Source organism: Streptomyces sp. NPDC036815 (genome assembly GCF_055609205.1).
This window is the reverse complement of the sequence record NZ_JBVJPW010000004.1, coordinates 258,497-279,607: the sequence shown is the minus strand read 5'-3', so window position 1 is coordinate 279,607 and position 21,111 is coordinate 258,497. Positions and strand designations below refer to the sequence as shown.

Below are 21,111 nucleotides of genomic sequence, written 5' to 3'. Positions count from 1 at the left end.
CAGGGCTCACCGGATTGTTGGAGGGCAGACAACATAATGCTGCCCATGAGTGATTCCGCACATCCTGCCGACACAGGCACGAGCACCGGCAACGACAACGGCAAGTTGGCGCACAGCATGGTGCCCATGACGGGACGTGATCCGGACGAGCGGGAGCGGGTCTCCTCGCCGCTGGAGCTTCTGTTCGACCTCACCTTCGTGGTCGCGGTCGGGACGGCCGCCTCCCGGTTTGCCGAGATGGCGGCCGACGGGCACCCGGGACAGGCGGTCACCGCCTTCGTGCTGGCGATGTTCGCGATCAGCGTCGCCTGGATCAGCTTCAGCTGGTTCGCCTCCGCCTTCGGCACCGACGACTGGCTCTACCGGGCCCTGACCATGGTGCAGATGATCGGCGTCGTCGTGTTCTCGCTCGGCCTGCCGGCCATGTTCCACTCCGTCGAGGAGGGAGCACACCTCGAACTGCGCGTGATGGTGATCGGGTACATCGTGATGCGCGTCGCGATGGTCCTGCAGTGGTGGCGCGCCGCCCGGCAGTCCCCCTCGTACCGCCGCGTCTGCATGGCGAACATCCGCTGGACCGTGATCGCCCAGATCGGCTGGGTCGTCGTCGCCTTCACCCGGCTGCCACTCGCCGCCGTGTTCATCGCCTTCGTCGTGCTCGGCGCGCTGGAACTCGTCCTTCCGGTACTCACGCAGGGCACCGCGGGCGGCACCCCCTGGCACCCCCACCACGTCGCGGAGCGCTACAGCCTGTTCGCGATCATCGTTCTCGGCGAGGGCGTCGTCGGCACCGTCGCCTCCTCGGGCGACCTGCTCGGCGGCGCGGACGGGATGGACTGGAGCGGGAACGCCGTCGCCGTCGTCATCGCCGGTGTCGGGCTGACCTTCGGTATGTGGTGGGTGTACTTCGCCACGCCGTTCGGCGACGTCCTCGTGCACCGCCGCAGCCGCGGGTACCTCTTCGGCTACGGCCACATCCCGCTGTTCATCGGGATCGCCGGCGCCGGCGCCGGACTGCACGTGGCGGGCCTGCGACTGGAGCATCACTCCGAACTCGGCGATGTCGCCGTCGTCCTGTCCCTGGCCCTCCCGGTCGGCCTCTACCTGCTGATGGTCTACCTGCTGCACGCCCTGCTCATGTCCGCCGCGGACCGCTTCCACCTGCTCCTGATCTCGCTGACGCTCGCCGTGCTGCTCGCGGCCGTCCTGCTGGCCGCGGCGGGAGTCCCGATCGCGGTGTGTCTGCTGATCGTGATGCTCGCCCCCTTCGTCACCGTCATCGGCTACGAGACGATCGGCCACCGCCACCAGCGGCGAATGCTGGAGCAACTCCGCAGGCAGAGTTCGTAGGGGCGCAGGGGGCGTACAGGTCGTACGAGGTGCGGAGTTCGGTCGGTGGCCGACCCAGTCCCTCGTTCCAGTCGCACGTTCCAGGGCCTGGACGTCCGCGCTGGTCAGGGGCCGTTCCCGCGTTCCAGCGTTCCGTAATGCCGGTCATGGGTGGTGGGTGGGACGGGTTGCGGCGCACGCTCTGGTCAGCCCGAGCAGTCCGCCGGGCGGTACCGATGTCTCTCCGCACCTTTGGAGTTCCCGATGCGTTCACGCCTTGTCAGCCGCTCCACCCGCCTCCTCGTCACCGCCGTCGCCGCGACCGCCCTCACGGCCGCCGGCACCTCCACCGCGCTCGCCATCGGCGGCGGCCAGGGCGACAGCCGCGCCGCCAGGCAGACCTGCGCGACCAACGACCTGACCTTCAAGCTCACGGAGAAGTCCCAGGCCGGCGGCTACTTCCTCATCACCGCCAAGGCCAAGCCCGGCGTCACCTGCTACCTGGAGGGGACCATCCCCTCCGCCGGTTTCGGCTCCTCCCCCGACACCCAGGTGACGCCCGCCGAGCAGGCCATCACCGACAGCGTCAAGCTCTCCGGGTCCACCGCCGCCTACGCCGGGATCAACCCCAAGACCACCAACGACGACTACGGCACCGAGCTCAGCCGGCTCTTCCTCGCCGTCTCCGGTGACGAGGACAACACCGTCGCCCTCCGTCTCCCCAGCCCCACCCTGATCGACAAGCCCATCTCCACCAACTGGCACGCCAATCCGGCCGACGCGGTCCCCTTCAGCAGCTGAACGTCGGTACGACACGTCTCCACTCAGCCCTTCCCGGCCCCCAGCGTCAGCCCCGCGATGAAGTGCCGCTGCAGCAGGAGGAAGACGAGGACCGTCGGGAGGGCCACCAGGACCGAGCCTGCGGCCAGGAGGTTGTAGTCCGTGAAGAACTGGCCGCGGAGGTTGTTCAGTGAGGACGTGATCGGGAGTTTGTCGGGGGTGGAGATGAAGATGAGGGCCCAGAGGAAGTCGTTGTAGATCCAGGTGAATTCGAGGGTGGCGAGCGCCGCGAGCGCGGGGCGGCACAGTGGCAGCGTGATGCGCCAGAACTGGGTCCAGACCCCCGCGCCGTCGACGATCGCCGCCTCCAGGATCTCCTTCGGCAGGGTCCGCATGAAATGGGAGAGGACGAAGACGCAGAAACCCATCTGGAAGCCGACGTTGACGAGGATCAGAGCCCAGAAGGAGTCGTAGAGGGTGAGCGAGTCCGACATCCACCAGGGCAGCGGGATCTCCAGGAACAGTGCGTAGAGCGGGGTGACGATGACCTGTGGGGGCAGCAGATTGCCTGCCGTGAACAGCATCAGGAGCACCAGTCCGCCGCGCATCCGCAGACGCGAGACCGCGAAGGCGACGAACGCCGCGAGGAAGAGCGTCACGAGCACCGCGGGGACGGCGATCAGGAGCGTATTGGTGAAGTACGTGCCCATACCGGATTGGGTGTAGGCCTCGCGGTAGTAGTCGAAGGACAGGCGGTCGGGCCAGGAGAAGTAGCCGTTCTTCGCCGTCTCCTCGTACGGACGCAGTGACGCGTATACGGCGAGCAGGAGGGGGGCCAGGAAGGCGAGGGAGACCGCCGCCAGGAAGAGGGGGACGCCGAGTGCTCCGCGGCGCCGGGGGCGGCCGGTCCGCGGGGCCGCGGGCGGTGTCGCGGGCAGTCGGCCGCGGAACGCGGGGCGGATGTCTGCGGTCATCGGTCGCGCGCACCTCGCAGCTCTTGGACCAGGAACGTCACGATGAATCCCAGGGAGACGGTGAGCAGGACGACCGCGATGGCCGAGCCGAATCCGATGCGGCTCGCCTCGCCGATGATGTTGTCGGTGATGAGTACGGAGAGCAGTTCCAGGCCGTTGCGGCCCTTGTTCACCGCGTACACGATGTCGAAGGCGCGCAGCGCTTCGATGACCGTGATCACGCCGACGATGACGTTGACCGGGCGCAACGTGGGGAAGACGACGCGGAAGAAGGTCTGCCGGGTATTGGCGCCGTCGATCGCGGCCGCCTCTTTGAGGGCGGGGTCCACCGATTTGAGACCGGCGAGATAGAGGATCATCACGTATCCGGTGTGCCGCCAGCTCGCGGCGAGCATCATCATCCAGATGTTGAGGTCGGAATTTCCGAGCCAGTCGATCGGGTCCTCTTCGTTGCCGAGCGCCGTGTTGATCACGCCCTGATCGGTGCCGAGGAGCAGTTGTGCCATGAATCCGACGACTGCGAGCGAGAGCACCACGGGCATGTAGAGAACGGACTGGTAGAAGCGGCTGAAGCGGACTCCGCGGTCGATGAGGACCGCGAGGAGCAGTCCGAACGGCGTGGCCACGAGGCCCAGGAAGGCGATCCAGAGCAGGTTGTGGCGCACGGCCGGCCAGAACGCCGGATAGGTGTCGACGAGGCTTTCGTAGTTCTTGCCGCCCACCCACTCGATGTCGCCGATTCCGTCCCACGAGGTGAAGGAGAGGCCGATGGAGGCGAGCGTCGGCCCCCAGATGACGACGGCTTCGATCAGGACGGGAATGCCGAGGAGCACTCCGAGGACGGCGGTGTCACGGCGTGTGAACCGGGTCGGACGCCGCGCGCCCGCCTTTCGCGCGGATACGGTCGGCCGGCTCATCGTCAGCCGACATCCTGCGAGAAGATGTCCTTCTTCTGCCGTTCGATGCTGTTGACCAGGCCGTCGACGTCCTTCGGGTTGTCGATGAAGTCCTGCAGCGCCTTGATCATGACGGTCTGCGCGAAGTCGGGGCGGGTGTCGCGGTCCAGGAACTGCGATATCTGGCGGGCGCCCGAGACCAGCTCGGCGGATTTCTTCTGCAGCGGGGTGTATGTGGAGGTGTCGGCGCCGTCGTTGACGGCCACGTTGTTCGGGTCGCCGGCCAGATAGATGTCCTCGGCCGCAGGGGTGCCCAGCCATTTCAGGAGCGCCTTGCCCGCGTCCTTGTTCTTGGCCTTCTCGGCGATCAGGAATCCGTCGATCGGCGCCTCCACCGCGTCCTGGCGGTGCTCGGGGTCGATCTCGGGGAAGGCGAAGAAGTCGATGTCGTCGCGCTCTTCCTCGGGAAACTGCTGGCCCGGGTGCGGCATTCCGAAGACGGCCATGCCCGTCCGGCGGCGCTGCAGGCCCTGACCGGCCTCCTCCCAGGTGCGGCCGAGCGCGCCTTTCTGGTAGTACGGCATGAGTTCGCGCCACAGGTCGAAGACCTCCTTGACCTTGGCACCGGTCCAGGCCTCCTCGCCCGCCATCAGGCTCTTGTGGAATGCGTATCCGTTCAGTCGCAGGTTGATGTAGTCGAAGGTGCCCATCGCGGGCCAGCCGTCCTTGTCGCAGAACGCGACCGGAATTCCGTCCTTGTGCATCTTCCTGGCGAGGGCGATGAACTCGTCCCAGGTCCTGGCCTGTTCGTAACCGTGCTTCTTGAAGAGGCTCGTGCGGTGGAAGACGGCCCAGGGATAGTAGTAGTACGGCACGAAGTACTGCTTGCCCTTGTGCGTGGACTGCTCCTTCAGCGCCGGGGAGAAGCCTCGGAAGCCCTTCCACACATCGCTGATGTCGACCAGAAGGTCCTTCTCCGCGAAGTACTGCATGCGGTATCCGGCGAACCACATGAAGACGTCGTCGGGCGTGGCGCGCAGATAGCGCGTGATGTTCTGCTGGAATTCGTTGTGCTCTGTGGTGTGGACCTCGACCGTCTTCCCGGTCTTCTTCTTGTACACGTCGAAGGCGTCCTGGAACGCCTTCTTCGGTACCTCGTCCGAGGAGTTGGAGCCCATGGTGACGTGGTTCTTCTTGCCGCCCGGCTTCTCACCGCAGGCGCTGAGCAGTACGGGAAGGGTGACGGCCCCGGCGCCGACGGCGGTGCCGCGCAGAAGATCGCGCCGGGACATCCGATGTCCGCCCCCGCCTTCCGGCGGGACGGATCCGCTGAACGATGACTGTGCCATGTCCCCCTCCTCGGGGTTCAACCGAACACAACCGAACGCGAGGGTTGGGATCTCACTCCCCAGAGGCACTGCCGTCAAGGGTTCCGGCACCGGGCGGCCGAACCAGTACCGCTCCTCTTCCAACAGAGTCCAACAAGCCCTACCGTAAGCGCGCGTGTGACACGTACATGCAAGCCCCCCATCTTCCGCGAGTACGGAGGAACGTAACGATGCGTCAACTCCCCGCCCGCACCACCCGCCGAAGAGTGGTCGGATCGCTGACCGCCGCCTTGCTGTGCGCCGCCGGGCTGGCCACGCCCGCCGCGGCCCGTGACACCACCGGCCCCGCCGCCTCGGCACCGGCCGCCACCGATCCCGGCGTGCGGCTGCCCGACGGCCTCGCCCTCACCCCGCCCATGGGATTCAACAACTGGAACTCCACCCATTGCAGAGCCGAATTCGACGAGGCGATGGTCAAGGGGATCGCCGACCTCTTCGTCGAGAAGGGCCTCAAGGACGCCGGGTATCAGTACGTCAACCTCGACGACTGCTGGGCACTGCCGCAGCGCGACGCGAACGGCACGTTGGTGCCCGACCCCGCACGGTTCCCCAACGGAATCAAGGCAGTTGCGGACTATGTGCACGCCAAGGGCCTCAAGCTCGGCATCTACACCAGCGCTGGCACCAAGACCTGCAACTCCGCCGGATTCCCCGGTGCGCTCGGCCATGAGCGCAGCGACGCGCGGCAGTTCGCCGACTGGGGTGTCGACTACCTCAAGTACGACAACTGCAACAACCAGGGCGTCGACGCGAAACAGCGGTACGTCGCGATGCGGGACGCCCTCAAGGAGGCCGCCGAATCCACCGGCAGGCCCATCGTCTACAGCATCTGCGAATGGGGCGAGAACAAGCCCTGGGAGTGGGCCGCGGACGTCGGCCACCTCTGGCGCACCACCGGCGACATCAGCGACAACTGGGGCTCCATGTTGTCGATCATGAAGCAGAATCTGCCGCTCGCACCGCACGCGGGGCCCGGCAGGTGGAACGACCCGGACATGCTCGAGGTCGGCAACGGCGGCATGACGGACACCGAGTACCGTACGCACTTCTCTATGTGGTCGATCATGGCCGCGCCGTTGCTCATCGGGTCCGACCTGCGCAAGGCCACCCCCGCGACCTTCGACATCCTCGGCAACGAAGAAGTCATCGCCGTCGACCAGGACCCGCTCGGCAAGCAGGGCGAGGTCGTCTCGTCGGAAGGCGGCCGCTGGGTCGTCGCCAAGGAGATGAAGGACGGCAGCCGCGCCGTCGCCCTGTTCAACGAGACCGACAGCGCGCAGTCCGTCGCGACGACGGCGAAGGCGGTCGGGCTGCCGAACGCCGCGGCGTACACGCTGCGCGACCTGTGGCAGCACAAGAGCTACGACACGGCGGGCCGGATCGCGGCGACCGTCCCGGCGCACGGCACGGTGCTGCTGCGCGTGGCCGCCGACGGTCAGTGGTCACATCACCCGCCGGCCGTGGAACTGGGCCTGAGGGGCGGCCTGTTGGCGGAGGCGGGCAAGACCGCGAAGGTCACCTCCGAGGTCACCGGCCTGGGCCGGTCGACGGCCCAGCGGGTCTCCGTCTCGCTCGGCGCCCCCGAAGGATGGGCCGTGCGGGCCACCACGCCGAGCACGGCGGGTTCGCTGCGGACCGGCCGGACGCTCGCCACGTCCTGGTCGGTCACCCCGCCCGCGGGCGCGAAGGCGGGACCGTACGAGATACCCCTCAAGGTCACCTACCGCTCGCCGCGGGGCACGCGCGTCGAGCAGGTGCTGCCGCTCACCTCGCGGGTGGTCGTCGCGCCACCCGCGGGCAGTTCGTCGCTGAGCGGTCTGCCCTGGCTCTCGACGACCAACGGCTGGGGACCCGTGGAGCGCGACACCAGCAACGGCGAGGAGCGCCCGGGCGACGGAAAGCCGATCACCATCGGTGGGAAGGTGTACGCGAAGGGTCTCGGAGTGCACGCGCAGAGCGCCGTCGAGTACTACACCGGAGCCGCCTGCGAGCAGGTCACCGCGCAGGTGGGCGTCGACGACGAGAAGGGCACGAAGGGCACGGTCGCCTTCGAGATCTGGGCGGACGGCGAGAAGGCCGCCTCGACCGGCACGCTCACCAACGCCCTGCCCGCCCGGGAGCTGACCGCGGACGTGACCGGTGCCCGGGTCGTACGCCTCGTCGCCACGGACGGCGGCGACGGCATCGACTCGGACCACGGCGACTGGGCGGAGGCGAAGCTGAGCTGCTGAGCTTGTTCTTTACCTACCGGCCTCGAACAGTGACTAGAACTGGGTCGCTCACCTGGTGATTTGCCGGACGTGGAGGCGGCCTTCGTCTGATCGTGTGCTCCGACCAAGGTGCACGTGACCACGACGAAGGCCGTGAGGGTGAGTCTGCTGCCTGATGCTGTCCGGAGGGAAGCGTTCGCGGAAGCGTCACGCTTCCGGGGCGAGTTTTACGAGTGTCTGACCACTCGGCGCGACGAGTTGTTCGAGTTGGTGGATGCGGTGCTGTGTGCGGACGGTGCGGTGAAGTCTCCGGTGGACTTGACGCTGCTGCCCGAGCATCGTCGTGGGCACGGAGCGATGTATGGCGGGCTGAACCACGGCCGGATCGACGTCGATCGGCTGCGGACGGTGCTGGCCGGGTTGTCGCTGCCGCGGTTCGACGGCGGCCGTCTGGTCCTGGCGGTCGATGTGTCACCGTGGCTCCGCTCGGACGCGCCCTGCTCAGCGGACCGTCTGTTCTGCCACGTCTACGGCCGTGCGAAGACGGCGTCACAATTCATTCCGGGCTGGCCCTACTCCTTCGTCGCCGTGTTGGAGCCGGGCGCCACGTCCTGGACCGCGATCCTCGACGCGGTCCGACTCGGACCGGCGGACGACGCGACCGCGATCACCGCTGACCAGCTGCGGGGTGTCGTCGAGAGGCTCATCGCCGCAGGGCATTGGCGGAACGGCGACCCGCATATCGTGATCGTCAGCGATGCCGGCTACGACGTCACCCGCCTGGCCTGGGTCCTGCGTGACCTCCCCGTCGAGCTGGTCGGCCGGGTCCGCTCCGACCGCGTCATGCGGCTGCCAAAACCACCCCGCGTTTACGACCCGAAGGGCGGACGCCCGCCCAAGCACGGCCCGGAATTCCACTTCACCAAGCCGGAGACCTGGCCCGAGCCCGTTATCACGACCGTCACCGACACCACCAACTACGGCAGGGCCGAAACCCAGGTATGGGACCGGGTCCACCCGAGACTCACCCACCGCTCCTCCTGGCTCGACCACGACGGTGAACTTCCCTTGGTGGAAGGCACGTTGATCCGGCTGGAGGTTGAACATCTATCGAAGGACCGAGATGCCCCACCGGTGTGGTTGTGGTCCTCCAAGACCGGCGCTACCCGGAATGACGTGGACCGTTTCTGGCAGGCATTCCTCCGCCGCTTCGACCTCGAGCACACCTTCCGCTTCGTGAAGCAGACCCTCGGTTGGACCACCCCGAAACTCCGCACTCCCGAAGCAGCGGACCGCTGGACCTGGATCCTGATCGTCGCCCACACCCAGCTCCGACTTGCCCGTCCACTCGCCGCCGACCTCCGCCGGCCCTGGGAAAAACCCACCGCCCCCGACCGGCTCACCCCGGCCCGGGTCCGCCGGGGGTTCAGGAACATCCGCGCTCACCTCGCCTGCCCGACCCGTGTTCCCAAACCCCGAGGAGCCGGCCCCGGACGGCCTCCCGGCGCCAAGAACAAACACCGGGCACCCCGCTACGACGTCGGCAAAACCGTCAAACGCCCCGACAGTCTCAAGGCCATCGGCAAGCCCGGAAGATCCTGGTAGATAAAGAACAAGCTGAGAGCCTGTGCCATATCCCCGGCCCGGCGCGCGGAAACGACCCACTGATCCCCGGTCCGCGCGCCGGACGGTGGCCCTCCCCCCTCCCGGAGATGGCCCTCCTCCCGGAGAGTCAGCCACCCACCGTCGACCGCACGCCCACAGCCGCGCTCGGCTCGATGTCGAGTGCGGCCGCCGCAGCTCCCACCAGGCCCGCGTCCGTGCCCATCAACGCGGGTGCCACCGTCAGCCGTTGGACGAAGGAGAGCGTGGCGTAGTCCCGCAGAGCCTTGCGCAGCGGCGTGAAGAGGACGTCGCCCGCCTTCGCCACTCCCCCGCCGATCACCGCGATGTCGATCTCGACGAGCGTGGCCGTGGCGGCGATGCCCGCGGCCAGCGCCTGCGCCGCCCGCTCGAAGGACGCGACCGCGACCGGGTCCCCGGCGCGGGCCGCGGTCGCCACCGCCGCCGCGGAGGTGTCGCCGTCGGGCCCCGGGACCCAGCCGTTCGCCACGGCGCGGCGCGCGATGTTGGGGCCGCTGGCTATCCGCTCGACGCAGCCGCGCGCACCGCACGGGCAGGGGTCGCCGTCGAGGTCCACGCTGATGTGGCCGATGTGGCCCGCGTTGCCGGTGGGGCCCGGGTGCAGCTTGCCGCCCAGGACGAGGCCGCCGCCGACACCCGTCGACACGACCATGCACAGAGCGTTGTCGTGGCCGCGGGCGGCGCCCTGCCAGTGTTCCGCGGCGGTCATCGCCACGCCGTCGCCGACCAGGGCGACGGGACGGCCGCCGGTGGCCGCGCGCACGCGGTCGACGAGCGGGTAGCCGCGCCAGCCGGGGACGTTGACGGGGCTGACCGTGCCGGCCGACGCGTCGACGGGGCCCGCGCTGCCGATGCCCACGGCCCTGACCCGGCCCCACGGTTCACCCGCCGTCAGCTCCCCGACGACCTCCTCGACCGCCCGCATCACAGTGTCGCCGTCCTCGCGCGCGGGAGTCGGCCGCTGCGCGCGCAGGAGGATCCGGCCGCGGCCGTCCACCAGGGCTCCGGCGATCTTGGTGCCGCCGATGTCGAGTGCGGCGACGAGGTCCATGTGCATCTGTGTCGGGTCTCCTGGTGTATCGGCAGGCCGGAGAGTGCGAAGGTCAGTCTCCCCTGCATCTGACAACGTTGTCCAGGCCCTATGCTCGACGCCACATGCTCATGGACGGCCCCCGTGAAAGAAGCGTGGACGTCCCATGGGGACCCCGTGGACTACTCCGTGGACGACTTCGTACGACAGGACAGGACTGCGCACCGTGGCCGAGACCGCCGCCCGACGACCCGAGAACCGGTACGGCAACCGGCCGACTATGAAGGACGTCGCCGCGCGCGCGGGGGTCGGCCTGAAGACCGTGTCGCGCGTCGTGAACGGCGAACCGGGCGTCACGCCCGACACCGAACGCCGCGTCCAGGAGGCCATCGAGGCCCTGGGCTTCCGCCGCAACGACAGTGCGCGCGTGCTGCGCAAGGGCCGCACCGCGAGCATCGGCCTCGTCCTGGAGGACCTCGCCGACCCCTTCTACGGACCGCTCAGCCGCGCCGTCGAAGAGGTCGCCCGGGCGCACGGCGCGCTGCTCATCAACGGGTCGAGCGCCGAGGACCCGGACCGCGAGCAGGAGTTGGTGCTCGCGCTGTGCGCGCGGCGGGTGGACGGGCTCGTGGTGATCCCGGCCGGGGACGACCACCGCTATCTGGAGCCGGAGATCGCCGCCGGTGTCGCCACCGTCTTCGTCGACCGGCCCGCCGGGAAGATCGACGCCGACGTGGTGCTCTCCGACAGCTTCGGCGGCGCGCGGGACGGCGTCGCGCACCTCATCGCGCACGGTCACCGCCGCATCGGCTTCATCGGCGACCAGCCGCGCATCCATACCGCCATAGAGCGGCTGCGCGGCTACCGCGCCGCGATGGAGGACGCGGGCATCCCGGTCGACGAGGAGTGGGTCTCGCTCGGCGTCACCGATCCGGAGCGGGTGCGCGCGGCGGCCGAGGAGATGCTGAGCGGCCCCGAGCCGGTCACGGCGGTCTTCGCGGGCAACAACCGTGTGACGGTGACGGTCGTCCGCGTCCTGGCCGCGCTCGACCGCCCGGTGGCCCTCGTCGGCTTCGACGACATCGAACTCGCGGATCTGCTGAGCCCGGGCGTCACCGTCGTCGCGCAGGACGCGGCGCAGCTGGGCAGGACGGCGGCCGAGCGACTGTTCCGGCAGTTGGACGGTGCTTCGGAGGCCCCGGAGCGGGTGGAGCTGCCGACACGGCTCATCACGCGCGGATCGGGCGAGCTGCCGCCGGCGGGCTGAGGCCGGGGTTTCACGGGGCTCGGAGCGCGCCACAGGCCCTCAGAGACAGGCGCTCAGGGCCAGAAGGCCACCGCGAGACCGATCAGCACGCCGACCGCGATGAGGCCGCCGACGGCTCCGGCGACCAGGGCGGCCCGCTGCGCGGCGGGCTTGAGTTCGGCCCAGCCCAGTCCCCCGGCCGCGGTCCGGATCAACCGGTGGCCGTCGGCGGAGGAGAAGGCGTGCCGCTCACTGCCGTCCGGCGATCGGCCCCACGTCCGGTACCGGACGCGGCCTGTCTCCACCGTGGTGCTCGACGCTCCGAACGGGCCGCGCCGCACGGTCCGTACGACGTCCGTCATGGTGAAGGTCTTCTCCGGCGGGCGCAGTGCGACGCGGTAGGTGTGCAGCCGCTCCTCACGGCCCGTTCGAGGGACGTCCACGTACAGGTCGAACCCTTGCTCCGTCCGCCGCAGCCAGTACGGCGTGCCCGCCGCGGCGGCCTCGACACGCGCGTACAGCTCGTCGGTATCCGGCGTCAGCACGTGGGCAGGCCGGGCAGCGGCTTGTCGTTGTCGCCGCCCTTGAGGTAGACGTCGCTGACGAAGACGCCGGTGTTGCCGCTGTCGTCGTCCGTCCTGGCCCACCAGACGTTCGTCCAGCGGCCGTACGTCTCGCGGCGGCCCAGGTTCTGCTGGCAGTAGAAGTAGTTGGTGCCCGAGTTCAGCGTGCCCGCCGGGGCGCCGCCCGCCGTGTACGACTTCGCGGTGCGCCACACCTGGCAGTCGTACTTGCCGCCGCCTGCCGGATGACAGGCCGGTGCGGCGCCGTCACCGCTGTCCGACGATCCTCCGGAGCCGCCCGCGGTGGGCTTGCCGGTGGGGTCGGGGCGCGAGGGGGACCCGTCGTCGTCCTTTCCGTCGGCGCCCTTGGCCGGGCGGTGCTTGCGGTCCTTGTCGTCGGCCTTGTCGGCCTTGCCGGTGTCGCCGGACGGCTTCCGGTCCGGCTCGCGGGCCTTCTTGTCGCCCTGCCCCGACGGCTCGGGGCGCTTCGACCCGCCGCCGAGCGGGCCGCGGCTGTCGTCGTCCCCGGCCGGGCCCTCGCCGCCCGCACCCACGTCCTGCCGGGCCCGACTGCCGCTGTCCTCCTCGCCACCGAGGAACGCCACGGCCGCTCCGGTGGCCGCCAGGACGACGGTGACCGCGGCGGCGGCGAGCAGGGCACGGCCGCGGCGCGGGCGCCGGGCGGTGGAGCGCGTCTCGGCGCGGCTCGCGGGGGCGGCGTGGCCCTGCGGTGGCAGAGAGGGCGGTGTCGCGGCGGGCGGTGTCGCGGCGGGCGGGGGGCCGAAGCCTGGCGGGGGCGTGCTGGGGATGCTGCGTTCCGTGGTCCCGTACGGTCCCGGCGCGGGCTCCCGCGCAGCGGGGGCGTGCGCTCCCGCCGCCACGTCGGCGAGCAGCAGCCGCGCCGTTTCCGCGTCCGGGCGCGCCTGCGGGTCCTTGTGCATGAGCTGTTGCAGTACGGAGGTCAGGGGCCCCGAGCGTCGGGGCTCGGGGAGCGGATCGACCACGATCGCGGTGAGCGTGGACCACGTCGACGTACGGCGGAAGGGCGAGGAGCCCTCGACCGCGGCGTACAGCGTGGCGCCGAGCGCCCAGACGTCGGATGCGGGTCCCGGCTCGTGGCCCTGGGCGCGCTCGGGCGCCAAGTAGTCGAGCGAGCCGATCAGTTCGCCACTGCGGGTGAGGTGGGTGGACGAGCCGTCGCCGGGGTCGTCCATCGTGGCGATGCCGAAGTCGGTGAGGACGACGCGGCCGCCGGCTTCGAGGAGGATGTTGCCGGGCTTCACGTCCCGGTGCAGTACGCCCGCGCGGTGCGCGGCGGCCAGGGCCTCCATGACCTTGGCGCCGATACCGGCGGCTTCGCGGGGGCCGAGGGTGCCGCGGTCGCGCAGGACGTCGTCCAGGGAGGGGCCGTCGACGAGCTCCATGACGATGAGCGGCCGTCCGTCGACCTCCGCGACGTCGTGCACGGCGACCACGCCGGAGTGGCGCACGCGGGCGGCCGCGCGGGCCTCGCGCTGCATCCGCACCCGCAGGTCGGCGAGTTCGGGGCCGGCCGCGTCCGTGTACGTGCGCAGTTCCTTGACCGCGACCTCGCGGTGCAGCACCTCGTCGACGGCGCGCCACACCACGCCCATGCCGCCGCGTCCCAGCTGAGCCACGACGCGATAGCGCCCGGCGAGGAGTCTGCCGACCCCGTCCGTCTGTTCCTGGTCCCCCGAATGCACCGCTGCCCCGTTCCTGCGACACCACTTTCCGTGGCGTACAGACTACGGGGCAGCAGTGACGGCCGAGCTCCGGTGTTACTTGCCCGATCCCGTGAGGTCGCCGCGGCGCGGGCCCGAGAAGCCCTGCAGGCGGGCCAGGGTGAGGCCGGTGAGGCGGGTGACCTCGCCGGCGTCGAGGGCGCCGCAGTCCAGGCCGCGCAGCAGGTAGCCGGCGAGGGCCTTGGCGGTGGCGGGCTCGTCGGCCACGGCGCCGCCCTCGTGGTGACCGGCGTAGGCGGCCAGGCGTGCGGCGGCGGCCTCGAAGCCCTCGCGGTAGAACGCGAACACGGCGGCGTAGCGGGTGGGGATGTGGCCGGGGTGCATGTCCCAGCCCTGGTAGTAGGCGCGGGCCAGGGCGCGCCGGGTCAGGCCGTAGTGCAGCCGCCAGGCGTCGTGGACCTGCTCGGTGGTGCCCACGGGCAGGACGTTGGTGGAGCCGTCGGAGACGCGGACTCCGGTGCCGGCGGCGGCGACCTGCATGACGGCCTTCGCGTGGTCGGCGGCCGGGTGGTCGCTGGCCTGGTAGGCGGCGCTGACGTGGAGGCAGGCGCTGTAGTCGAAGGTGCCGTAGTGCAGGCCGGTGGCGCGGCCCTCGGCGGCCTGGATCATGCGGGCGACGGCGGCGGTGCCGTCGGTGGCGAGGATGGACTGGCTCGTCTCGATCTGGATCTCGAAGCCGATGCGGCCGCGCTCCAGGCCGCGCGCCTTCTCGAACTCCTCCAGGAGCCGCACCATCGCGGTGACCTGCTCGGGGTACGTCACCTTGGGCAGCGTCAGGACGAGGCCGTCGGGGAGGCCGCCCGCCTCCATGAGGCCGGACAGGAAGATGTCGAGGGTGCGGATGCCTCGGTCGCGTACCGCCTCCTCCATGCACTTCATGCGGATGCCCATGTACGGGGCGGCGGTGCCGTTCCGGTACGCCTCGGCGACGAGGCGGGCCGCGCGGGCGGCGTCCTGGTCCTCGTCGGCGCCCTTGTAGCCGTCCTCGAAGTCGATGCGCAGGTCTTCGACCGGCTCGCGCTCCAGTTTGGTGCGCACGCGCGTGTAGACGGCGTCGGCGAGGTCGTCGGTCAGGCCGAGGACCGCGGCGAAGGAGGCGGCGTCCGGGGCGTGCTCGTCGAGCATCGCGAGCGCCTTGTCGCCCCAGGTGCGGATCGAGTCGGCGTCGAACTGCTCGCCGGGGACGTACACGGTGTGGACGGGCTGGCGGGTGCCGGGGTCTCCGGGGTAGCGGCGCGCGAGCTCCGCGTCCACGGGGGCGAGGGAAGCGCTGATGCCCTCGCTGACCGCTCCGGCGAGGCTCGTTGCCACCTGCTCTTGCTGACCCATTCCTGCATCCTCCACACGCTCGGTGCCGCGCCCGACATTTCCGCTCCACGGAATCAACAATCCGTATAGCGAAGTTATCCGCGACCTTCCTGCTGGTCAACACCTTCCCGTGTCCTGCATCCGTAGCCGACCGGCCGCATTCACGCGTGTCCCGGCCCCTCGCGGGCCGCCGACACGGACAGGGTGTCCCCATCCTCCCCGCGCCCCCGGTGCCGGCCGCGCGGCCCGAACACAAGGAGACCTGTGCCGATCGACTCCCCCTTCTCGCGCCGTAGTGGCCTGCGCGCGCTCGCCGCGGGCGCGGCCCTCCCGCTGTTCGGCACGGCGCTTTCGGCGGGCCCCGCACACGCCGCTCCGGCGCCGGACGCCCGCCTCGACGTGATGTCGTTCAACCTGCGCTTCGCGAGCAGCAGACAGCCGCACCCCTGGTCCGCACGCCGCCCGGTGACCCGGGAGCTGCTGCTCCGCGCCAAGCCGCACGTGATCGGCTCCCAAGAAGGCCTGTACTACCAGCTGCAGGACATCGAGGCCGATCTCGGCGCCGACTACGACTGGATCGGCACGGGCGTCGGGGGCGGCAGCCGCGACGAGTTCATGGCCGTCTTCTACGACACCCGCAGGCTGGCCCCGCTGGAGTACGAGCACCTGTGGCTCTCCGACACCCCGAGCCTCATCGCGTCCAACACCTGGGGGGCCAACTCGCCCCGCATGGCCACCTGGGTCCGCTTCCTCGACCGGATCACCAACACCCAGCTGTACGTCCTCAACACCCACTTCGACCACGTCAGCCAGAACGCACGCGCGCGTTCGGCGACGCTGCTCGCCGAGCGGATCGGCCGCTTCGACGCGTCCCGGCCGGTGGTCGTGACGGGCGACTTCAACGCGGTGGCCCACAAGAACCCGGTGTACGACACCATGCTGGCCGCCGGGCTCGTCGACACCTGGGACGCGGCGAAGGAGCGCGGCAAGGCGTACGGCACGTTCCACGGTTACGCGGCGCTCACTCCGGACGGCGGCCGGATCGACTGGGTCCTCACCCGGCCGACGGCGCAGGTCCACGCCGCGTCGATGAACACGTTCACGCTCGGCGGGCAGTACCCGAGCGACCACCTGCCGGTCCAGGCGACGCTGACGCTGTGACGCGCCGAGGCCCCCGCCCCCGCGCACCGCGGGGACGAGGGCCTCGGACGTACGACGGGCTCAGCCCTTGCGGGACTTGACCTCGTCGGTGAGCGCCGGGACGACCTCGAAGAGGTCGCCGACCACGCCGTAGTCGACCAGGTCGAAGATCGGGGCCTCGGCGTCCTTGTTGATGGCCACGATGGTCTTCGAGGTCTGCATGCCCGCGCGGTGCTGGATCGCGCCGGAGATGCCCGAGGCGATGTACAGCTGCGGGGAGACCGACTTGCCGGTCTGGCCCACCTGGTTGGAGTGCGGGTACCAGCCGGCGTCGACCGCGGCGCGCGAGGCGCCGACGGCGGCACCGAGCGAGTCGGCGAGCGCCTCGATGATCGCGAAGTTCTCGGCACCGTTCACGCCGCGGCCGCCGGAGACCACGATGGCGGCCTCGGTCAGGTCGGGGCGGCCCGTCGACTCGCGCGGGGTGCGCGAGACGACCTTGGTGCCGGTGGCCTTCTCGGAGAAGGAGACCGTGAGGGCCTCGACGGTGCCCGCGGCCGGGGCGGCCTCCACGGCGGCCGAGTTCGGCTTGACCGTGATGACCGGGGTGCCCTTGGAGACGCGGGACTTGGTGGTGTACGAGGCGGCGAACGCGGACTGCGTGGCCACCGGGCCCTCGTCGCCGGCCTCGAGGTCGACGGCGTCGGTGATGATGCCGGAGCCGATGCGGACCGCGAGACGGGCCGCGATCTCCTTGGCCTCGGCGGACGACGGGACGAGCACGGCGGCCGGGGAGACGGCCTCGTACGCGGCCTGCAGCGCGTCCACCTTCGGTACGACGAGGTAGTCGGCGAACTCGGGAGCGTCCGCGGTGAGGACCTTGACCGCGCCGTGCTCGGCGAGCGTGGCGGCGGTGGCCTCGGCGCCGGTGCCGAGGGAGACGGCGACGGGCTCGCCGATGCGGCGGGCCAGGGTCAGCAGCTCCAGGGTGGGCTTGCGGACGGCGCCGTCCACGTGGTCGACGTAGACGAGAACTTCAGCCATGGGACTTCAATCTCCTGCGAGTGCGAAGAATCTGGGGGCGGTTGGCGGGCTCTGCGAGCCTCTGGGCCGGCCCGGGGTGAGCCCCGGGCCCGCCGGCGGCTAGATGAACTTCTGGCCCGCGAGGTACTCGGCGAGCTGCTTGCCGCCCTCGCCCTCGTCCTTGACGATCGTGCCGGCCGTGCGGGCCGGACGCTCGGTGGCGGAGTCGACCTTGGTCCAGGCGCCCTCGAGGCCGACCTCTTCGGCCTCCAGGTCCAGGTCACCCAGGTCGAGCGACTCCACCGGCTTCTTCTTGGCGGCCATGATGCCCTTGAACGACGGGTAACGGGCCTCGCCCGACTGGTCCGTCACGGACACGACGGCCGGCAGGGAGGCCTCCAGCTGCTCGCTGGCGGCGTCGCCGTCACGGCGGCCCTTGACGGTGCCGTCCTCGACGGAGACCTCGGAGAGCAGCGTGACCTGCGGGACGCCGAGGCGCTCCGCGAGGATCGCCGGCAGCACGCCCATGGTGCCGTCGGTCGAGGCCATGCCGGTGATGACCAGGTCGTAGCCGGTCTTCTCGATGGCCTTCGCGAGCACCAGCGAGGTGCCCATCACGTCGGTGCCGTGCAGATCGTCGTCCTCGACGTGGACGGCCTTGTCGGCGCCCATGGAGAGCGCCTTGCGCAGCGCGTCCTTGGCGTCCTCGGGGCCGACGGTCAGCACGGTGATCTCCGCGTCGTCCGCCTCGTCGGCGATCTGCAGCGCCTGCTCGACCGCGTACTCGTCGAGCTCGGACAGCAGACCGTCGACGTCGTCCCGGTCGACGGTCAGGTCATCGGCGAAGTGCCGGTCGCCGGTGGCGTCGGGCACGTACTTCACACAGACAACGATCCTCAAGCTCACGCCGGGTCTCCTACTGCATCGTCTTTACTGGGCTGCTGCCTAGGCTGATGGCTACTGCCTTCTTGCAGGCAGCATAGGCGCCTGAAGCGGCGGATCCCGGTCGGGGCGGCCCCCGCTCCGACCGAAATATTACTCATGAGTACACCCAGTTCATTCCCCCTGAGCAAGCGCTTTGAACTGTGACCTTCCCAACGCTCCGTAATCGGGCGGAACCCTGCCGGGCGGGAACTCTCAGTCGCGCAGAGCGTTGAAGCGCCCCTGGTGGTAGAGGAGCGGGCGCCCGTCGTCGACGCCGTCGCCGACGACGGCCTGGGCGAGCACGATGCGGTGGTCGCCCGCGGGCACGCGCGCGACGACCCGGCACACCAGCCAGGCCAGCGCGCCGTCGAGGACGGGGACCCCCTCGGGCCCCGCGCGCCAGCTCGTGGACGGGCCGAAGCGGTCGGCCCCGCTGCGCGCGAACGTCGCGGCGAGCTCCTTCTGGTGCTCGCCGAGTATGTGGACGCCGACGAACTCGGCCTCGGAGACCGTGGGCCAGCTGGAGGAGCCGGTGCCGATGCCGAACGAGACCACCGGCGGCTCGGCGGAGACCGAGGCGAGCGAGGTGGCGGTGAAGCCGACCGGGCGGGAGCCGCGGGCGGCGGTGATCACGGCGACACCCGCGGCGTGCTGCCGGAAGACCGAGCGCAGCAGATCGGGGGTGGCGGGACGGGGGGCACTGAGGGCCGGCGATGCCGTCATGGGGTTGTCCTTCTGCCGGAGGTACGAGCGAAGACGTCGGTGCTCAGCACTGCGGACAGCGCGCGCTGGCATGGCGGGCGAGGTCCACGTGGACGCGCTCGTACAACAGGAGGTCCCGGGGCATGGAAGCAGGCTCGCGATAGCTGCCACATGCAGTCAAGCCCTTTCCGGGAGATGAAAGATGCGTCACGGCCGCAACGCCCGCCGACGACTGTGACCTGCGGGGCGTCCGGTCACACGGCCTCCCCCAGCGCGGCGATGACATCGGCCTTGCGGGGCTGCCCGGCCGCGCGGCGCACCTCGCGTCCGGCCGCGTCCAGGACGAGGACGGTGGGTGTCTTCACCACGCGCAGTTCCCGTACGAGATCGAGCTCGGCCTCGGCGTCGATCTCGACGTGGGAGACCCCCGGGACCAGCGCGGCCACGTCCGCGAGGACCCTGCGCGTCGCACGGCAAGGCTGGCAGAAGGCGCTGGAGAACTGGACGAGCGTCGCCCGCTCCCCCAGCCGCTCACCGATGTCGGCCGCGCCGAGCCGCCGCCCGGTGTCGTGTCCTGGCACTTCTGCCTCCCGCCCCCAGGGCCTCGCTCCGGTCACTCCCCGGTACAGCGCCTTCGGGCCCGCAAACATTCCTACGTGACGAGAATCTCCCGGGTCGGGGGCACCAAGGCTGGTCAGTCGTCCGTTCTTGGGGCACGATCTGCGCAACGCCGAAAAACCTACGGCTGCGTAACCTCCCGCCGGGAGCCCCCTCCCCCGGCAGAGAAACGAAGGGCCCTCCCCACCCATGGCAGAGCTTGTCTACCGTCCGGTCATCGGTGCCGCGAAAACCCTGTTCAAGGCATGGGACCTGAAGATCGACTGCAAGGGGTCGGAGAACATCCCACGCACGGGCGGCGCTGTCCTCGTCAGCAACCACATCAGCTACCTCGACTTCATCTTCGACGGTCTCGCCGCGCTTCCGCAGAAGCGGCTCGTGCGCTTCATGGCCAAGGAGTCGGTGTTCCGGCACAGGATCTCCGGGCCGCTGATGCGCGGAATGAAGCACATTCCCGTGGACCGCAAGCAGGGTGAGACCGCCTACCAGCACGCGCTCGACTCGCTGCGTTCGGGTGAGATCATCGGCGTCTTTCCCGAGGCGACGATCTCGCCGTCGTTCACGCTGAAGACGTTCAAGTCGGGCGCCGCGCGGCTGGCGCAGGAGGCCGGGGTCCCGCTGGTCCCGATGGCACTGTGGGGCACGCAGCGACTGTGGACCAAGGGGCAGCCGCGCAACTTCAAGCGCAGCCACATCCCGATCACGATCCGCGTCGGTGAGCCGGTGGAAGCGCCGAAGGACCAGTACGCGGGCGCGATCACGCGACGCCTTCGCGAGCGCTGCCAGGAGCTCCTCGAGGCCGCCCAGCGCGCCTACCCGGTGCGCCCCAAGGGCCCCGACGACACGTGGTGGATGCCGGCACACCTGGGCGGCACGGCGCCGACCCCAGCCGAGGTGAAGGCCGCCGAGGCGACCTGACCGGACCGCTCCGTCACGGCTCGCCCCTCACAGCCGGGCGGGGTAGATGCGCCAGAGGTGCGGCCGGTCCGTGGCCTCCTTGAGCGCGCGCAGCGCCACCGGGCTCGGTTCGGCGTAGAGGGCCGGGTAGTCCACCTCACCGGCCGCCGGGTCCACCGGCCAGGCCAGCCGCTCCTCGCCAAGACGGAACTGCGCGTCGACACCGGCGGGTACGTTGCCGCGCGGGTCCTGCCGGTGCCAGGCGCCGTCGAGGCGTACGGCGACCAGGCCGTGCAGGGAGTAGCCGCTGGTGTTGTCGTCCCGCAGCCGCTGGTAGCAGAACGCCGTCGGGATGTCCTCGGCGCGCAGCAGGGCGGCCAGGGCGTGCGATTTGGCGGTGCAGATGCCGGTGCGCTCCCGCAGGACGTCGGAGGCGCGCCAGGTGACCTCCGTGCGGCCCGCGTCCTGCGAGTGCGGCACGGCGTCGCGCACGAACTCGAAGGCGGCGCGCGCGTAGTCGTACGTATCGGCGGATGACTTTGCGAGAGCGGCCGCCGTCTCGCGGACCAGCGGGTGGTGGTGGTCGACGACCTCGTCGGCGGCCAAGTACGCCGACAGGTCAGGGTTTTCCTGGATCAGTCGCATGCCACGGGAGCATAGGAATACGGCCGACCGC

The 21,111-nt window shown here is 70.3% G+C and carries 19 protein-coding genes; 7 read left to right on the top strand and 12 right to left on the bottom strand.

From position 1 onward, the window contains the following. Nucleotides 1-45: 45 nt before the first annotated feature. Together ACZ69I_RS12210 and ACZ69I_RS12205 are read left to right on the top strand one after the other, a co-directional pair. Nucleotides 46-1,350 carry a low temperature requirement protein A gene (locus tag ACZ69I_RS12210; protein ID WP_467675698.1) on the top strand — a complete coding sequence of 435 codons (1,305 nt, stop codon included), beginning with the start codon at nt 46-48 and terminating at the stop codon, nt 1,348-1,350. A 243-nt stretch (nt 1,351-1,593) separates the two neighbouring features. Next, complete coding sequence (locus ACZ69I_RS12205; RefSeq protein WP_470831869.1) at nt 1,594-2,130, top strand: DUF4232 domain-containing protein; 537 nt, start codon at nt 1,594-1,596, stop codon at nt 2,128-2,130. Between the two features lie 23 nt (nt 2,131-2,153). On the opposite strand, the gene ACZ69I_RS12200 is transcribed toward ACZ69I_RS12205, so the two are convergent. From ACZ69I_RS12200 to ACZ69I_RS12190, 3 genes are read right to left on the bottom strand one after another with little or no spacing between them, the layout of a single operon-like run. After that, nucleotides 2,154-3,083: a carbohydrate ABC transporter permease gene (locus ACZ69I_RS12200; RefSeq protein WP_470831868.1), complete on the bottom strand. Its 930-nt coding sequence runs from the start codon at nt 3,081-3,083 to the stop codon at nt 2,154-2,156. Next, nucleotides 3,080-4,000, bottom strand: coding sequence for a carbohydrate ABC transporter permease (locus tag ACZ69I_RS12195; protein ID WP_470831867.1), 921 nt, complete (start codon nt 3,998-4,000; stop codon nt 3,080-3,082). The genes ACZ69I_RS12200 and ACZ69I_RS12195 overlap by 4 nt, the downstream gene beginning before the upstream one ends. Nucleotides 4,001-4,002: 2 nt before the next feature. Further along, entirely contained in the window at nt 4,003-5,271 is a 1,269-nt protein-coding gene (locus ACZ69I_RS12190) for an ABC transporter substrate-binding protein (protein ID WP_470832048.1), read from the bottom strand. A gap of 266 nt (nt 5,272-5,537) precedes the next feature. On the opposite strand from ACZ69I_RS12190, the gene ACZ69I_RS12185 reads away from it, so the two are divergent. Continuing rightward, the gene (locus tag ACZ69I_RS12185; protein WP_470831865.1) at nt 5,538-7,598 is read left to right on the top strand and encodes an NPCBM/NEW2 domain-containing protein; all 2,061 of its coding nucleotides are present in this window, start codon (nt 5,538-5,540) and stop codon (nt 7,596-7,598) included. Between the two features lie 138 nt (nt 7,599-7,736). Continuing rightward, the gene (locus tag ACZ69I_RS12180; protein WP_470832046.1) at nt 7,737-9,182 is read left to right on the top strand and encodes an NF041680 family putative transposase; all 1,446 of its coding nucleotides are present in this window, start codon (nt 7,737-7,739) and stop codon (nt 9,180-9,182) included. A gap of 127 nt (nt 9,183-9,309) precedes the next feature. Here the strand turns inward: ACZ69I_RS12180 and ACZ69I_RS12175 are convergent, their stop codons facing one another. Continuing rightward, complete coding sequence (locus ACZ69I_RS12175; protein WP_470831864.1) at nt 9,310-10,278, bottom strand: ROK family protein; 969 nt, start codon at nt 10,276-10,278, stop codon at nt 9,310-9,312. Nucleotides 10,279-10,477: 199 nt separating this feature from the next. Here ACZ69I_RS12175 and ACZ69I_RS12170 point away from each other — a divergent pair, with 199 nt between their 5' ends. Continuing rightward, complete coding sequence (locus ACZ69I_RS12170) at nt 10,478-11,518, top strand: LacI family DNA-binding transcriptional regulator (RefSeq protein WP_467675710.1); 1,041 nt, start codon at nt 10,478-10,480, stop codon at nt 11,516-11,518. A 53-nt stretch (nt 11,519-11,571) separates the two neighbouring features. Here the strand turns inward: ACZ69I_RS12170 and ACZ69I_RS12165 are convergent, their stop codons facing one another. From ACZ69I_RS12165 to ACZ69I_RS12155, 3 genes are all read right to left on the bottom strand, one after another. Further along, nucleotides 11,572-12,042, bottom strand: coding sequence for a hypothetical protein (locus tag ACZ69I_RS12165; RefSeq protein WP_470831862.1), 471 nt, complete (start codon nt 12,040-12,042; stop codon nt 11,572-11,574). Next, nucleotides 12,036-13,784, bottom strand: coding sequence for a serine/threonine-protein kinase (locus ACZ69I_RS12160; protein ID WP_470831861.1), 1,749 nt, complete (start codon nt 13,782-13,784; stop codon nt 12,036-12,038). The genes ACZ69I_RS12165 and ACZ69I_RS12160 overlap by 7 nt, the downstream gene beginning before the upstream one ends. Before the next feature lie 75 nt (nt 13,785-13,859). Continuing rightward, nucleotides 13,860-15,152, bottom strand: coding sequence for a DUF6986 family protein (locus tag ACZ69I_RS12155; protein ID WP_470831859.1), 1,293 nt, complete (start codon nt 15,150-15,152; stop codon nt 13,860-13,862). A 243-nt stretch (nt 15,153-15,395) separates the two neighbouring features. Between ACZ69I_RS12155 and ACZ69I_RS12150 the strand changes: the two genes are divergently transcribed. Continuing rightward, the gene (locus ACZ69I_RS12150; RefSeq protein WP_467675719.1) at nt 15,396-16,292 is read left to right on the top strand and encodes an endonuclease/exonuclease/phosphatase family protein; all 897 of its coding nucleotides are present in this window, start codon (nt 15,396-15,398) and stop codon (nt 16,290-16,292) included. Nucleotides 16,293-16,352: 60 nt separating this feature from the next. On the opposite strand, the gene ACZ69I_RS12145 is transcribed toward ACZ69I_RS12150, so the two are convergent. The 4 genes from ACZ69I_RS12145 to ACZ69I_RS12130 all read right to left on the bottom strand — a co-directional run bounded on the left by ACZ69I_RS12145 (nt 16,353) and on the right by ACZ69I_RS12130 (nt 19,501). Next, the gene (locus tag ACZ69I_RS12145) at nt 16,353-17,315 is read right to left on the bottom strand and encodes an electron transfer flavoprotein subunit alpha/FixB family protein (protein ID WP_467675721.1); all 963 of its coding nucleotides are present in this window, start codon (nt 17,313-17,315) and stop codon (nt 16,353-16,355) included. Between the two features lie 99 nt (nt 17,316-17,414). Next, entirely contained in the window at nt 17,415-18,200 is a 786-nt protein-coding gene (locus tag ACZ69I_RS12140) for an electron transfer flavoprotein subunit beta/FixA family protein (RefSeq protein WP_389718965.1), read from the bottom strand. A 231-nt stretch (nt 18,201-18,431) separates the two neighbouring features. Further along, on the bottom strand, nt 18,432-18,941 hold the full coding sequence (locus ACZ69I_RS12135) for a flavin reductase family protein (RefSeq protein ID WP_470831856.1): 510 nt from the start codon (nt 18,939-18,941) through the stop codon (nt 18,432-18,434). A 233-nt stretch (nt 18,942-19,174) separates the two neighbouring features. Then, nucleotides 19,175-19,501 (bottom strand): thioredoxin family protein, encoded by a 327-nt coding sequence (locus ACZ69I_RS12130; protein WP_389718961.1) that lies wholly within the window; start codon nt 19,499-19,501, stop codon nt 19,175-19,177. 226 nt (nt 19,502-19,727) lie between these two features. Between ACZ69I_RS12130 and ACZ69I_RS12125 the strand changes: the two genes are divergently transcribed. Next, the gene (locus ACZ69I_RS12125; RefSeq protein WP_470831854.1) at nt 19,728-20,456 is read left to right on the top strand and encodes a lysophospholipid acyltransferase family protein; all 729 of its coding nucleotides are present in this window, start codon (nt 19,728-19,730) and stop codon (nt 20,454-20,456) included. A 27-nt stretch (nt 20,457-20,483) separates the two neighbouring features. Here ACZ69I_RS12125 and ACZ69I_RS12120 read toward each other — a convergent pair whose 3' ends face one another. Continuing rightward, nucleotides 20,484-21,080, bottom strand: a complete 597-nt coding sequence (locus tag ACZ69I_RS12120) for a transglutaminase-like domain-containing protein (RefSeq protein ID WP_470831852.1) — start codon at nt 21,078-21,080, stop codon at nt 20,484-20,486. Nucleotides 21,081-21,111: the final 31 nt, after the last annotated feature.

Coding starts and splice junctions, on each gene's coding strand:
- ACZ69I_RS12210 (WP_467675698.1), top strand. CDS start 46: ATGAGTGATTCCGCACATCCTGCCGACACAGGCACGAGCACCGGCAAC.
- ACZ69I_RS12205 (WP_470831869.1), top strand. CDS start 1,594: ATGCGTTCACGCCTTGTCAGCCGCTCCACCCGCCTCCTCGTCACCGCC.
- ACZ69I_RS12200 (WP_470831868.1), bottom strand. CDS start 3,083: ATGACCGCAGACATCCGCCCCGCGTTCCGCGGCCGACTGCCCGCGACA.
- ACZ69I_RS12195 (WP_470831867.1), bottom strand. CDS start 4,000: ATGAGCCGGCCGACCGTATCCGCGCGAAAGGCGGGCGCGCGGCGTCCG.
- ACZ69I_RS12190 (WP_470832048.1), bottom strand. CDS start 5,271: ATGTCCCGGCGCGATCTTCTGCGCGGCACCGCCGTCGGCGCCGGGGCC.
- ACZ69I_RS12185 (WP_470831865.1), top strand. CDS start 5,538: ATGCGTCAACTCCCCGCCCGCACCACCCGCCGAAGAGTGGTCGGATCG.
- ACZ69I_RS12175 (WP_470831864.1), bottom strand. CDS start 10,278: ATGCACATGGACCTCGTCGCCGCACTCGACATCGGCGGCACCAAGATC.
- ACZ69I_RS12155 (WP_470831859.1), bottom strand. CDS start 15,152: ATGGGTCAGCAAGAGCAGGTGGCAACGAGCCTCGCCGGAGCGGTCAGC.
- ACZ69I_RS12145 (WP_467675721.1), bottom strand. CDS start 17,315: ATGGCTGAAGTTCTCGTCTACGTCGACCACGTGGACGGCGCCGTCCGC.
- ACZ69I_RS12135 (WP_470831856.1), bottom strand. CDS start 18,941: ATGACGGCATCGCCGGCCCTCAGTGCCCCCCGTCCCGCCACCCCCGAT.
- ACZ69I_RS12125 (WP_470831854.1), top strand. CDS start 19,728: ATGGCAGAGCTTGTCTACCGTCCGGTCATCGGTGCCGCGAAAACCCTG.
- ACZ69I_RS12120 (WP_470831852.1), bottom strand. CDS start 21,080: ATGCGACTGATCCAGGAAAACCCTGACCTGTCGGCGTACTTGGCCGCC.